The organism is Streptomyces sp. NPDC001536, from assembly GCF_042894505.1.
Lineage (GTDB): Bacteria > Actinomycetota > Actinomycetes > Streptomycetales > Streptomycetaceae > Streptomyces.
In genome coordinates, this window is the sequence record NZ_JBIAVQ010000003.1 from 221,170 (window position 1) to 233,710 (window position 12,541).

At 71.8% G+C, this 12,541-nt stretch carries 12 protein-coding genes; 6 read left to right on the forward strand and 6 right to left on the reverse strand.

Going from position 1 to position 12,541, the window contains the following annotated elements:
• The first annotated feature begins 460 nt into the window (after nucleotides 1-460).
• Together ACFY0U_RS09940 and ACFY0U_RS09945 are read left to right on the forward strand one after the other, a co-directional pair.
• The gene (locus tag ACFY0U_RS09940; RefSeq protein ID WP_266824173.1) at nucleotides 461-745 is read left to right on the forward strand and encodes a zinc-ribbon domain-containing protein; all 285 of its coding nucleotides are present in this window, start codon (nucleotides 461-463) and stop codon (nucleotides 743-745) included.
• 55 nt (nucleotides 746-800) lie between these two features.
• Complete coding sequence (locus tag ACFY0U_RS09945; RefSeq protein WP_388632924.1) at nucleotides 801-1,481, forward strand: O-methyltransferase; 681 nt, start codon at nucleotides 801-803, stop codon at nucleotides 1,479-1,481.
• Nucleotides 1,482-1,494: 13 nt separating this feature from the next.
• Here ACFY0U_RS09945 and ACFY0U_RS09950 read toward each other — a convergent pair whose 3' ends face one another.
• A complete protein-coding gene (locus tag ACFY0U_RS09950) occupies nucleotides 1,495-2,259 on the reverse strand; it encodes an NAD(P)H-dependent oxidoreductase (protein ID WP_388632927.1) in 765 nt (254 codons plus the stop codon).
• Nucleotides 2,260-2,358: 99 nt separating this feature from the next.
• Here ACFY0U_RS09950 and ACFY0U_RS09955 point away from each other — a divergent pair, with 99 nt between their 5' ends.
• Entirely contained in the window at nucleotides 2,359-3,204 is an 846-nt protein-coding gene (locus ACFY0U_RS09955) for a helix-turn-helix domain-containing protein (RefSeq protein ID WP_388632930.1), read from the forward strand.
• Between the two features lie 3 nt (nucleotides 3,205-3,207).
• Here ACFY0U_RS09955 and ACFY0U_RS09960 read toward each other — a convergent pair whose 3' ends face one another.
• A complete protein-coding gene (locus ACFY0U_RS09960) occupies nucleotides 3,208-3,909 on the reverse strand; it encodes a TIGR03943 family putative permease subunit (RefSeq protein WP_388632933.1) in 702 nt (233 codons plus the stop codon).
• On the reverse strand, nucleotides 3,906-4,943 hold the full coding sequence (locus tag ACFY0U_RS09965; protein WP_388632936.1) for a permease: 1,038 nt from the start codon (nucleotides 4,941-4,943) through the stop codon (nucleotides 3,906-3,908). The genes ACFY0U_RS09960 and ACFY0U_RS09965 overlap by 4 nt, the downstream gene beginning before the upstream one ends.
• Before the next feature lie 163 nt (nucleotides 4,944-5,106).
• On the opposite strand from ACFY0U_RS09965, the gene ACFY0U_RS09970 reads away from it, so the two are divergent.
• On the forward strand, nucleotides 5,107-7,014 hold the full coding sequence (locus tag ACFY0U_RS09970) for an NAD-binding protein (protein WP_388634287.1): 1,908 nt from the start codon (nucleotides 5,107-5,109) through the stop codon (nucleotides 7,012-7,014).
• Between the two features lie 102 nt (nucleotides 7,015-7,116).
• Here the strand turns inward: ACFY0U_RS09970 and ACFY0U_RS09975 are convergent, their stop codons facing one another.
• Nucleotides 7,117-8,934, reverse strand: a complete 1,818-nt coding sequence (locus ACFY0U_RS09975; protein WP_388632939.1) for a S9 family peptidase — start codon at nucleotides 8,932-8,934, stop codon at nucleotides 7,117-7,119.
• A 383-nt stretch (nucleotides 8,935-9,317) separates the two neighbouring features.
• On the opposite strand from ACFY0U_RS09975, the gene ACFY0U_RS09980 reads away from it, so the two are divergent.
• Nucleotides 9,318-9,692: a nuclear transport factor 2 family protein gene (locus ACFY0U_RS09980; RefSeq protein ID WP_388632942.1), complete on the forward strand. Its 375-nt coding sequence runs from the start codon at nucleotides 9,318-9,320 to the stop codon at nucleotides 9,690-9,692.
• Between the two features lie 43 nt (nucleotides 9,693-9,735).
• Entirely contained in the window at nucleotides 9,736-10,557 is an 822-nt protein-coding gene (locus ACFY0U_RS09985; RefSeq protein WP_388632945.1) for an SURF1 family protein, read from the forward strand.
• A gap of 124 nt (nucleotides 10,558-10,681) precedes the next feature.
• Here ACFY0U_RS09985 and ACFY0U_RS09990 read toward each other — a convergent pair whose 3' ends face one another.
• Together ACFY0U_RS09990 and ACFY0U_RS09995 are read right to left on the reverse strand one after the other, a co-directional pair.
• Nucleotides 10,682-11,848: a hypothetical protein gene (locus ACFY0U_RS09990; RefSeq protein WP_388632949.1), complete on the reverse strand. Its 1,167-nt coding sequence runs from the start codon at nucleotides 11,846-11,848 to the stop codon at nucleotides 10,682-10,684.
• Nucleotides 11,845-12,522, reverse strand: coding sequence for a SigE family RNA polymerase sigma factor (locus ACFY0U_RS09995; protein ID WP_266824186.1), 678 nt, complete (start codon nucleotides 12,520-12,522; stop codon nucleotides 11,845-11,847). Before ACFY0U_RS09995 ends, ACFY0U_RS09990 begins: the two co-directional genes overlap by 4 nt.
• Between the last annotated feature and the right edge of the window lie 19 nt (nucleotides 12,523-12,541).

Genomic DNA, 12,541 nt, shown 5'->3' on the forward strand with positions numbered 1-12,541 from the left:
GATCCCTCCGGGTCTGTAGGGGCTCTTCGGAGCCGTGTGCGTCATGGCCAGCAGATGCATCGTGCGACGGCGGGGGCGACGCGAGCAGGCGGACTGTTCATAGGTGGAGGTGAGTCGCACTAATGCCGCGCAGTGGGAGCATCACCAGGTGCGTGTCTAACTGCGTGACAACGCCGACGAACAGCGGCGGACGCGCACGAACGTCTACGACCCGTCAGCACAGGTGAGAGCCACACCAGCCCAAGGCACCACCCCCACCCAAGTTGCTTCGGGACGAAGAGGTCGTGGGTTCAAATCCCGCCACCCCGACAGCTGTGACATCAGGTGAGGCACCTAGGAACGTTCCTAGGTGCCTCACCTGTTTTGTCTGGTGCGGTTGGCGCACCGAGGCGCCCACAGGCATCGGCCGTAATCTTGGGCGGCAGGCAGACAGGTAGGCACCACCCCGAAAGGACCCCGCATGATCATCTTCGGTACCAAGGGCTACCTCTACCAGCTCGCGATACTCACGCTCGTCTGTGGCCAGTGCGGCAACCCCGCCGCACACACGCTGCGTAAGCGGGTCACGAAGTTCACGTTGTTCTTCGTGCCGCTCTTCCCGTTCTCGACGAAGTTCACGACGCAGTGCACGTTCTGCGGTGCGGAGCAGAAGATCACCAAGGAGCAGGCGGAGCAGTTGCAGGCGCAGGCCGTGGGTGGGCAGCAGGCGTACGGGCAGCCGCAGCAGCAGCCCTACCAGCACTGAGGGATCTCTAGTAAGTTCCCTTACGGAACTCACTCCGTGCCGAAGGGAACCCACTGTGCCGCAGGGGACGTCGCAGCAGACCTGGACCGCCGTCGACGAGTACTTCGACGGGCTGCTCGTGGAGGAGGACGACGCGCTGCTCGCCGCGGTCCGGGACAGCAAGGTCGCCGCGCTGCCTGCTCACCAAGTCGCCGCCAATCAAGGGAAGTTGCTGCATCTGCTCGCCCGGATCCAGGGGGCCCGTGCCGTCCTGGAGATCGGCACCCTCGGTGGCTACAGCACCATCTGGCTCGCCCGTGCCCTGCCCGAGGGCGGGCGGCTGGTCACGCTGGAGGCCGATGAGCGGTGCGCCGAGGTCGCCGCCGCCAATCTGGCGCGGGCCGGGGTCGGTCATCTCGTCGACCTCCGGGTCGGGAAGGCCGTCGACACGCTGCCCGTGCTCGCCGTCGAGGGCGCCGGGCCCTTCGACCTCGTCTTCATCGACGCCGACAAGCCGTCCAACCCCGAGTATCTGCGGTGGGCCCTCAAGCTCACCCGGCCCGGCAGTGTCATCGTCGGCGACAACGTCGTGCGCGACGGCGCCGTCACCGATCCGGACAGCGACGACCCCCGGGTGCAGGGGGTCCGGCGGTTCACCGAACTCATCGCCGAGCACCCGAAGTTGACCGCCACGACCATCCAGACCGTCGGGTCCAAGGGGTACGACGGGTTCACTCTCGCCCTCGTCACCGACTGACGTAACCCCCCTCCTACTGGAGGACGTGCAGGTCCAGGCCCGCCGTCCCCGGCCGCTCCCTGCCCGGCAGCAGCCGCATGTCCCGGTCGTAGTCCCCGCCCGTCAACGAGCGGAAAGGGACCGTCTCCGCCGTGAACAGGGTGTCCAGGCGCCTGGCGTACGCCTCCCGGGCCGCCTGGAAGCGCTCCTCCGGCAGCTCGTTGGCGTCGTGGACCGCGAAGGGCTCCAGCGGGGTCATGCCCGTGAACCAGAACAGGCCGTGTTGCAGGGGGTGCAGTACGTCCGTGAGGCGGCCGTGGATGCCCCGGTCCGAGAAGGACGTCTCCCTGGCGCCCAGCGTCACCGACAACAGGGCCCGGCGGCCCGCCAACGCGCTCTCGCCGTACGGCGGCGGGACCTGAGGACCGTAGGCGAAGCCGCTGGTGAAGACCCGGTCGATCCAGCCCTTCAGGATCGCCGGTGCCGAGAACCACCACATCGGGAATTGGAGGACGACCGCGTCCGACCAGCGGATCTTCTCCTGCTCCGCGGCGACGTCCGGGGACAAGTGGCCGCCCAGCGTGGCCTGTTCGGAGGTCCGCATGACGTGGAGGCGGTGGTCGGGGTCGTGGGCGGGGAAGTCGTCGGCGTCGACCGTCGGCTTCCACTTCATCGCGTAGAGGTCGGAGAGCCGTACCTCGTGGCCCGCCTCGCGGAGGTGGTCCGACGCGAACGTGGTCAGCGCGCTGTTCAGGGAACGGGGATCGGGATGGGCGCTGACGATCAGGATCTTCTTCATGGCGCCAGGTTCGCCCGGCTCCCCCCGCCCCTGCCAGAACCCCCTTCGACCGGCGGATCGGCAGTCCTGGTACTGACAGGGCCACGCATACTGGAGTTCATGGATGTGAGCTACGACGGTCAGCGGGCCCTCGGCGGGTTTCTGCGGGCCCGTCGCGGGCGGGTCGCGCCGGAGCAGGCGGGGATCGGCGGTGCGGCCGGGGTCGTCGGGAACAAGCGGCGCCGGGTGCGGGGGCTGCGGCGCGAGGAGCTGGCGCAGCTCGCCGGGATCAGCGTGGACTACTACGTCCGTCTCGAACAAGGGCGGGCCACCCAGCCGTCCGCCGAGGTGCTGGACGCGCTGGCGCGGGCGCTCGGTCTCGACGCGGCGGAGCGGCGGCATCTCGACACCCTCGCCGCCGGGCGGCACGAGCCGGTGCCGGCCACCCGGATCGGGCCCGGGCTGCGGCGCGCGCTCGACGCCATGGACCGGCTGCCCATCTTCGCCACCGACCACCGTCTCGACGTCGTCGCCTGGAACCGGCTGGGAGCCGCGCTCATGGGCGGCCTCGACGTACCGGGGCGGCGCGATCCCAACAACGCGCGGTTCCTCTTCCTCGATCCCGTCGCCCGCGACCTCCACCCCGACTGGGAGGACCGGGCCGCCGAGGCCGTGGGGCAGTTGCGGGTCGCCGCGGGGCGCCATCCGGACGACGGCGAGCTGGGTGCGCTGATCGCCGAACTGGCCGGTGAGAGCGGGGACTTCCGGCGGATCTGGGATTCCGGGGAGGTCACGATGTGCGCCGCGGGGCGCAAGCGGCTGCGGCATCCCGTCGTAGGGCTGGTGGAGTTGGACTTCGAGACGCTGCATGTGCCCGCCGGGCCGGGTGAGTCCGGGCTCGTACTGCATGTGTTCAGCGCGGAGGAGGGCACCGCGGAGGCCGCCGCCCTCGCGCGCCTCATGTGAGCGTCACTTGTTCCAGGTCTCGTCGTACGGGTCCGTCGGCGCCGCCACCGGCCGCGACGAGGCGACCTTCAGATACGGGATCGGGCCGTTGTTCACCGGGTCCTTCGTCCGCTGGGGCGTGTAGGTGCCGGTGACCTCCAGCCAGGAGTCCGGGCGCAGCACCGGCGGGATCGTGCCGGTGAGGGCGACCTTCACCGGCTGGGCGTCGGCGGCGCAGCAGTTGAGGGTCATGCGCACGAGATAGGGGTGGCCGGCCGGGTCCAGGGCGACGAAGCCGGTGACCTTGATCTCGCGGTTCCTCAGGGATCGCCCGTGGTCGTAGACCGCGCGGCCCGCGTAGTCGGCCACGCCGAGGCGCAGCGGTCCCTCGGCGGGCAGGTCCTCATAGCCGTAGGCCTGCTGGAGGGCCGTACCCGTGCGCATCGCGCTGTACGAGCCGAGGGCCGGCGGGGCGACCAGCACGAGGGCGAGGACGGGGAGGGCCAGGAGCCAGGAGACCCGGGGCTCGTGGTGGTGTTCCGCGTGGCCGCCGCGCCGCTCGTACCAGAGCGTCGCCACCGCCGCCGCGATCAGGACCGCGCCGGAGAGCAGCAGGAGCGGTTGCAGGCCTGCCTTGACGTATCGGAGGTACAGATCGGTGCTGCCCGCGTGCAGCAGGGTCGCGCCGAGCAGGAACATGACCGCCGACTGCGCGTGCCGGTTCACAGCAGCACCGCCCCGGTCAGCACCGACACCAGGACGGCGAGGACGAAGGTGGCGGGCGCGAAGCGCAGCGCGAAGCCGCGGCCGAAGGTGCCGGCCTGCATCGCGAACAGCTTCAGGTCGATCATCGGGCCGACCACCAGGAACGCCAGTCGCGCGGTGAGCGAGAACTGGGACAGCGAGGCCGCCACGAACGCGTCCGCCTCCGAGCAGATCGACAGCAGGACGGCCAGTACGGCGAGGGCGAGCACGGAGACGAGCGGGTTCCCGGCCGCCGCACGCAGCCACTCCTCCGGTACGACCGCCTTCAGCGTCGCCGCCGCCATCGCGCCGACGACCAGGAAACCGCCGGCGTGCATCACGTCGTGCCGGACCGACCCCCAGAACGCCGCTCCCCTGCCCTGACCGTCGTACGACGCGCGGCTCGGCGGCCGCAGCCAGTCGGTACGGCCGAGGCGCAGCCACAGCCAGCCCATCGCGCACGCCACGAGCAGGCTGGCGACGAACCGGGCCAGGACCATCTCGGGGTTGTTCGGGAACGCGACCGCCGTCGCCGTCAGCACGATCGGGTTGATCGCCGGGGCGGAGAGCAGGAACGCGAGGGCGGCGGCGGGGGCCACGCCCCGGCGGACCAGGGCGCCGGCCACGGGGACGGACGCGCACTCGCAGCCCGGCAGCACCGCGCCCGCCGCGCCCGCGACCGGGACCGCAAGCGCGGGGCGCTTGGGGAGCGCGCGGGCGAAGAACGACGCCGGGACGAACACCGCGATCGCCGCCGACAGCATCACACCGAGCACCAGGAAGGGGAGCGCCTGGACGACCACGGCCACGAACACCGTCATCCAGCTCTGCATCACCGGGGCGGCGAGCAGCCCGCGGATCGGGCCCTGCATGAGCAGCGCCAGGAGGAGGAGCATGGTGAGCAGGAGGGGGGAGTTGAGGTGGCGGGCCTGTCGGTCGTCGTCCGGGGGAACCGGAGGTGCCTGGGGTTCCGGGAGTACCGGCGCGCGGTTCGGCGTCGGCTTGGTGATGGCCACGGGCGAGGTACCTCCCGAAGGATGCTGGTTTCCCTCCCCTCCAGTACGGCGGGGTACGGACGGGTGTTCAGTGTCTTCTGGAACCTCCCGTCCCGGTAAGGCAGTCTTTCCCCTCGTGGCGAGCGTTCCGAATCAAGGTCAGGCCGGGGACAGCGGCGCGCACATGCTCGTGTGCGGCGACGACGGGCTCGCGCATCGGCTGGCCGCCGAGTTGCGGGGCGTGTACGGGGAACAGGTCACACTCGTCGTGCCCGCGTCCGAGCGGAGTGTGCGGCCGCCGGTGGTGGGACGGGCGCGGGCTGCCTCGGCGGCCTGGCTGGACCGGATGGTGAGCGCCGCCGCCGGTGGTCGGGCGGGGGCGGGCGGACCCGCCGGTGGGGAACGGCTGGTGGAGGCCGCCGAGGCGACCGAAGCCGTGCTCGCGGATGCCGGGGTGGAACGGGCCGCCGCGCTGGCGCTCGTGTACGACGACGACGAGACCAACATCCGCGCCGCGCTGACCGCCCGCCGGCTCAATCCCCGGCTGCGGCTCGTCCTGCGGCTCTACAACCGGCGGTTGGGGCAGCACATCGAGGAACTCCTCGATCAGGCGGCGGCCTTGGCGGCCGGGGACGGCTCGACCTCCGGGTCCGGGTCCGGCTCCGGTTTCGATGCCTCTACGACTGTCCTGTCCGACGCCGACACCGCCGCGCCGGCGCTCGTGGCCAGTGCCGTTGCCGGGACCAGCAAGGTCGTGCAGACGGACGGGTTGCTGTTGCGGGCGGTGGAGCGGCCGCCGGGGGGTGGTGCTTCCGGGCTGGCCACGCTGGCGCTGCTGTCGGCGAGCGGCAACGGCACCGCGGGGCCCGACGGGTCCGATCCGGGCGGTGTCGAGCAGGGGCCCGAGCTGCTGCCGGACGCCGCGGCGGTACGGGCGGCCGGGGAGCGCGGGACCGTGGTGCTGGAGCAGGTGTCGTACGCGGGGCCCTCCATGTCCCCGGGGCGCAATGTCGTACCGCCGTTCGCCTCGCTCTTCTCGCGGCGGTTGCGGTGGTCGTTGGCCGGGCTGGTGGGGTGTGTGGCCGCGCTCGCCGTCGCGCTGACGGTGGTGACCGGGGAGCATCCGCTGTACGCGACGTACATGACCCTCCTCGATCTCTTCGCCATCAACGATCCCGCGCTCGGGGCGTCCACCGGGCGTCAGGTCCTGCAACTCCTCGCCGGGCTGGTCGGGTTGCTGCTGCTGCCGGTGCTGCTGGCCGCGGTGCTCGAGGCGCTGGGGACCTTTCGGACCGCGTCCGCGTTGCGCAAGCCGCCGCGGGGGCTGGGTGGGCATGTGGTGCTGCTCGGGCTGGGGAAGATCGGCACGCGCGTGCTGACGCGGTTGCGGGAGCTGAACATCCCCGTGGTGTGTGTGGAGTCCGACCCCGAGGCCCGGGGGCTGGCGACCGCTCGGCGGCTGCGGGTGCCTGTGGTGCTGGGGGATGTCACTCAGGAAGGGGTGCTGGAGGCTGCCAAGGTGCATCGGGCGCATGCGTTGTTGGCGGTGACCAGTGCGGATACGACGAATCTGGAGGCCGCGTTGTATGCGCGGTCCGTGCGGCCGGATCTTCGGGTGGTGCTGCGGTTGTACGACGACGACTTCGCCACCGCGGTGTACCGGACGTTGCGGGCGGCTCATCCGCAGGCCTCCACTCGGAGTCGGAGTGTGTCTCATCTGGCTGCGCCCGCGTTTGCCGGGGCGATGATGGGGCGGCAGATTCTGGGGGCGATTCCGGTGGAGCGGCGGGTGTTGTTGTTCGCCGCGGTCGAGGTGGGTGGGCATCCGCAGTTGGAGGGGCGGACGGTCGGGGCGGCGTTTCGGGCGGGGGCGTGGCGGGTGTTGGCATTGGACACGGCGGCCTCCTCCGGGCGGCGGGAGGAGTCTGCTGTGGAGGGGGCGTACGAGGAGGTCGGGGCGCCGTCCGGGTTGGTGTGGGATCTGCCCGATACGTATGTGCTGAAGGGGGCGGATCGGGTGGTGCTGGCGGCTACTCGGCGTGGGTTGGCGGAATTGTTGGGGAGGCGGGCTCGGGAGGGGGCGGGGATGTAGGGGTGCGCGCCGGGGGTTGTTTTTCGCCCCCGCCGCCCTTACCCATTCCCCGGCGCCGGGTCGGTCCGGTAGTCGCGGCCCGGCGTCGAGGGGGGGCCGCGGTCAGGAGGGTAGGTGGCGGGCTGCGAAGTCGAGTTCCAGGGTTACCTGCTTGATGCGTTCGTCGACTACCAGGGAGCCGTGGCCCGCGTCGTAGCGGTAGACCTCGTGGACCGCGCCGCGGGCTTCCAGGCGCTTGACGTAGTTGTCGATCTGGCGGATGGGGCAGCGGGGGTCGTTGACGCCGGCCGAGATGTAGACCGGGGCCTTGACCTGGTCGACGTAGGTCAGGGGGGAGCTTGCCTCGAAGCGTTCGGGGACCTCTTCCGGGGTGCCGCCCAGGAGGGTGCGGTCCATGGCCTTGAGGGCTTCCATCTCGTCGTGGTACGCCGTGACGTAGTCGGCGACGGGGACGGCCGCGATGCCCAGGGTCCAGGCGTCGGGCTGGGTGCCGAGGCCGAGGAGGGTGAGGTAGCCGCCCCAGGAGCCGCCGGTCAGGATGAGGCGGGTGGGGTCGGCCAGGCCCGTGCTCACCGCCCATTCCCTGACCGCCGCGATGTCCTCCAGCTCGATCAGACCGACCCGGTGCTTCAGCGCGTCCGTCCACGCACGGCCGTAGCCCGTCGAGCCGCGGTAGTTGACCCGCACGACCGCGTACCCGTGGTCGACCCATGCCGCCGGGCCGGCCGCGAACGCGTCGCTGTCGTGCCAGGTCGGGCCGCCGTGGATGTCGAAGACGGTGGGCAGGGGACCCGTCGCGCCCCGCGGCTTCTGGACCAGGGCGTGGATGCGGCCGCCCGGCCCCTCCACCCAGACGTCCTCCACCGGGACCGAGCCCGGGGACTTCAGACCCGGCGGGTCCAGGACGACCCGGCCCGTCGTCGAGCGGACCGTCGACGGTTCGGCGGCCGAGGACCACAGGTACTCGACGCTGCCGTCGGGGCGGGCGGTCGCGCCGGAGACCGAGCCGGGCGGGGTCGGGATCCTCACCAGTTCGCGGGTCGCCAGGTCGTAGCGGAACAACTCGCTGCGGGCCTCGAAGCTGTGCGCGATGAGCAGACCGGTGCCGTCCGGATACCACTCGGCGCTCACGTCACCGGGCAGGTCGAGGGCGAGGTCCGTCTCCTCGCCCGTCGAGACGTCCCACACCAGGGGCTCCCAGCGGCCCCGGCGCTGGTGGCCGATCAGGAGGCGCGGGTCGCCGTCGACCGGGGCGAAGCCGAGGACCTCCAGGCCCAGCTCCTGCGTGCCGCCCTTCGTGTCGTCGAGCTCGGCCACCGCGGTGCCGTCCGGGCGGACCACCCGCAGCGCCGAGTGCATCGCGTCGCCGTGCTCGGTGTGCTCCAGGGCGATCAGCGAGCCGTCGTGGGAGAGGTCCCCGACGCCCGCGGACTCACGGTGGCGGTAGATCTCCACCGGCTGCTCGCCCTCACGGGCGACATAGATCGTCGTACCGTCCTCGTCGGTGGAGCGGCCCACCACCGCCGTACGGCCGTCCCGGGCGAGGGCGAGGCCCGCCGGGTAGGAGGCGTCCAGGCCCGGTGCCGCGAGCTCGTCCTCGCCGCCCGCGAACGGCTGGCGGCGCCAGACACCGAACTCGTCGCCGTCCTTGTCGTCGAACCACCAGATCCACGCGCCGTCCGGGGAGAGCACGCCGTCCGTCGTGCCGTTGGGCCGGTCGGTCACCTGGCGCTGCTCGTCCGTGGCGCGGTCCCAGGCGTACAGCTCGTACGTCCCCGTCGCGTTCGACACGAACAGGGAGCGGTCCGGTGCGTCCTCCGCCCAGTCGGGCAGGGACACCCGGGGCGCCCGGAAGCGCTTCTCCCAGTCCGGCGTCGGTTCGTTCTGCTCGGGCGAGACGGACCCGTTGCTCTCAGTCATGGCCCCATAGTGCCTGGCCCCGCCGACAATGCGCCGCCGAGGTCCCCAGCCTGTGGACAACCTCCACCGATCACACCTCCGAGCAGGCCGGGCGGCCCCGCCGCCTGGCCCCTCCGCCCCCGCTCACTCCCCTCGCCCGCGGCCGCGGCCCTCTCCCCCATCCCCCATCCCCCGGCCCGCGCCCTCGCCCCCATCCCCCGGCCCGCGCCATCGCCCCGACCCACGCCCCTGTCCCCGGCGACCGGCGCCGGCGACCAGCCACCTGCCACCTGCCACCTGCCACCTGCCACCTGCCACCTGCCACCTGCCACCTGCCACCTGCCACCTGCCACCGAACACCCGGCGGGACCCCATTGTCAGTGGCGGGGTGCAGACTCGACCGCATGACAGATCTGCGCAAGACAGTCGAGACTTTCTGGGCCACCGCCGAGGCGCGGGACTGGGACGCGTTCGCTGCCACGCTGGCCGAGGACGTGGTGTACACACTGCCGCAGACCCGCGAGCGGATCAGCGGGCGAGAGCGGTTCGTGCGGTTCAACCGGGAGTACCCGGGTGACTGGCACCTGCGGATCGAGCGGATCGTCGCCGAGCCGGGGCAGGTGGTCAGCTGGGCCCACTTCACGGTGGGGCTGGAGGAGATGTACGGCATCGCGTTCTTCACCGGGGACGAGAGCGGCCGGATAGCCACCATGACCGACTTCTGGCCGGAGCCGTACGAGCCCCCGGCCGGGCGCGAGCATCTCGTCGAGAGGTACTGACCCCGCGGGCCGGTGCCCGCGGACTGCCCCGTACCGTTGAGGTGTGTACCGGTTTCTGCTGACGCCCCGCTGGTGGGGGATCAACGTCTTCGTGCTGCTCGCCATCCCCTTCTGTGTGTTCATGGGGTCCTGGCAGCTGAGCCGGTTCGAGGACCGGATGGCGGACCACGACCGCGCCACCTCGCGGGTCGCGACGGACGCGGGGGATGCCGCGCGGCCGCTGGCGGACCTGCTGCCGGTGGACAAGGAGACGTCCGGGGAGCAGGCCACCGCGACCGGGCGGTACGGGAAGCAGTTGCTGGTACCGGGCCGGGAGCTGGACGGCAAACGCGGCTACTACGTGCTGACGTTGCTGCGCACCGACGGCGGCAAGGCGCTGCCCGTGGTGCGGGGTTGGCTGCCGGGGACCGCGGACGCCGCGAAGGCCCCGGCGGCGCCCTCGGGCGAGGTCACCGTCACGGGAGCCCTCCAGGCGTCCGAGCAGCCCGGTGAGAACGGGGTCAGTGCGCAGGGCGGACTGCCGGCCGGACAGACCTCGGCGATCAGTGCGGCCTCGCTGGTGAACCTCGTGTCGTACGACGTGTACGACGCCTGGATCACCCTCAACACCGGGGACTCCGGGATGAAGGCGGTGCCCGCGGCCGCGGCTCCGGACACCGGGCTGAATCTGAAGGCGTTCCAGAACCTGGGCTACACCGGCGAGTGGTTCGTCTTCGCCGGGTTCGTGGTCTTCATGTGGTTCCGGCTGATCCGGCGCGAGGTGGAGTTCGTACGGGACGCCGAACTCGGGCTGCTGCCCGAGCAGGATACGGAGACGGCGTCAGAGGCGAAGCCCGAGCCGGACGATCGGCGCGCGTCCGTGTAACGGCGAGTCCGACCGGTCTCACCCCGCACCCGGCCGGTCTCACCCACACCGGCTCCAGACCGCCTGATCCGCGCGGCCTTATCCACGCGGCCTGCTCTACGCGACCTGCTCCACGCGCCCCGATCTACGCCGTCGGCGCCAGCACACCCGTGTAGTACACCGTCCCCGCGCACGCATTCGAAATCGTCGCCGACGTCGACGGGGCGCCGCCCGCCGCCGTGCCGGTGACCGTCACGCTGCCCTCCACCGTGCCGTCCGCCGTCATCAGCTGGGTGGAGGTGCCGGTGTCGCCGCCCGTGGAGGTGCCCTCGGTGGTGCCGGAGTTCTCGGTGGGGCTGGGTGTGGTGGTGGGACCGCCGGTGGTGCCGCCGTCGCTGCCGTTGTCCACGGGGCAGGTCTCCGAGGGGACCCAGGCGAACCGCACGGTGTAGGAGGAGCCGGGCTGCAGGCTCAGGGAGGCCAGTTCGAGGGACGGGTCGGGCAGGGAGACCGCCGCGTCACCGGAGACATGCCGGTTCGCGAAGACCTTGGTGGAGTCCGCCGCGCCCCCCGTGGTCGGGACCACGGTGCCCGGACCGGTGACCAGACAGGCCGCGGTCGAGCCGTTGGTGAAGGTGAACGTGCCGTACACCGCGCCGGCCGAGTCGGCGGGGTCGATGCTCGCGGTCGGCGTACCGAGATCGGTGGCCGTACACGCGGGGACGCCCGCCGTGCTGGTGGCCGAGGGGCCGGAGGTGTCGCTGCCCCCGGTTCCGCTGCCGGTGCCCTTGTCCTTGTCGTCTTCCTTGGAGCTGCCCTTGTCCTTGTCCTCCACCTTGCCGGAGGAACCGCCGGAGGTGCTCTCGCCGCCGTCCGGGCCCTTGCCCTGGCTCGCGCCGCCCTGGGCCTGCGAGTAGTGACCGGCGTTGAAGGGGTCGGCGTCGGAGCCGGTGGCGCCCGAGACATGCAGCAGGGCGGGGACGGCGGTGCCGACGAAGAGCGCGGCGGCGGCCATACCGACCATCGCCTGCCGCTTGCGTGCCCGTCGCGCGGGTACCGCCGTGCGCAGATGGTCGAGCGTGCCCTCGCGCGGCTCGATCTCCTCGACCGCGTGCAGCAGCATGCGGCGCAGTGCCAGCTCGTCCGAGTCGAGCCCTCCCGAGGGGCTCTGGTCGTCGAGGCCGTGGTTCACAGTTCCGTTCCCAGCAGTTGATTGCTTCGGCTTGGCTTGCGCGTCCGCGCCGCCCGGCTCACGCCACTCGTGCGGGACGTGCGGGCGGCGACGCCCGTCGTGCTCCGAGGACCCGCTCATGCCGGTGCCTCCATGGCGACCCGCAGGGCCGCGATGCCTCGGGAGCCGTACGCCTTCACCGAGCCCAGGGATATCCCCAGGGTCTCGGCGACCTGCGCCTCGGTCATGTCCGCGAAGTACCGCAGGACGAGGACCTCGCGCTGGCGGCGCTGGAGCCCCTTCATCGCCTTGATGAGCGAGTCGCGCTCCAGCTGGTCGTACGCACCCTCCTCGGCGCTCGCCATGTCCGGCATCGGCTTGGACAGCAGCTTGAGTCCGAGGATGCGGCGGCGCAGGGCCGAGCGGGAGAGATTGACGACGGTCTGGCGCAGATACGCGAGTGTCTTCTCCGGGTCGCGGACGCGCTTGCGCGCGGAGTGGACGCGGATGAAGGCCTCCTGGACGACGTCCTCGCAGGAGGCGGTGTCGTCGAGGAGAAGGGCTGCGAGACCGAGCAGCGAGCGGTAGTGCGCCCGGTAGGTCTCGGTGAGGTGGTCGACGGTGGTGCCTGCGGCAGCCACGTCCTCGGCACCGTCACGCTGACTGGGTATGCGGGTAGGCCGCGCTGCGGGCATCGGCGCGATCACCGGCATGCCACCGGGCGTACCGGCCCTGCGGGGTCGTACGGCCGTGGGGCGCGGCGGCCGAAGGGCCGTGCCGCGCGAGACCGCTGTGAAGTCGAGAACCTCTGCCACGCCAGTTGGACACGCCTAC

Excerpts from the sequence above, each read along its gene's own strand:
- ACFY0U_RS09975 (WP_388632939.1), bottom strand. The coding sequence starts at position 8,934 with ATGACTGAGAGCAACGGGTCCGTCTCGCCCGAGCAGAACGAACCGACG.
- ACFY0U_RS09990 (WP_388632949.1), bottom strand. The coding sequence starts at position 11,848 with ATGAGCGGGTCCTCGGAGCACGACGGGCGTCGCCGCCCGCACGTCCCG.
- ACFY0U_RS09970 (WP_388634287.1), top strand. The coding sequence starts at position 5,107 with ATGCTCGTGTGCGGCGACGACGGGCTCGCGCATCGGCTGGCCGCCGAG.
- ACFY0U_RS09950 (WP_388632927.1), bottom strand. The coding sequence starts at position 2,259 with ATGAAGAAGATCCTGATCGTCAGCGCCCATCCCGATCCCCGTTCCCTG.
- ACFY0U_RS09980 (WP_388632942.1), top strand. The coding sequence starts at position 9,318 with ATGACAGATCTGCGCAAGACAGTCGAGACTTTCTGGGCCACCGCCGAG.
- ACFY0U_RS09955 (WP_388632930.1), top strand. The coding sequence starts at position 2,359 with ATGGATGTGAGCTACGACGGTCAGCGGGCCCTCGGCGGGTTTCTGCGG.
- ACFY0U_RS09940 (WP_266824173.1), top strand. The coding sequence starts at position 461 with ATGATCATCTTCGGTACCAAGGGCTACCTCTACCAGCTCGCGATACTC.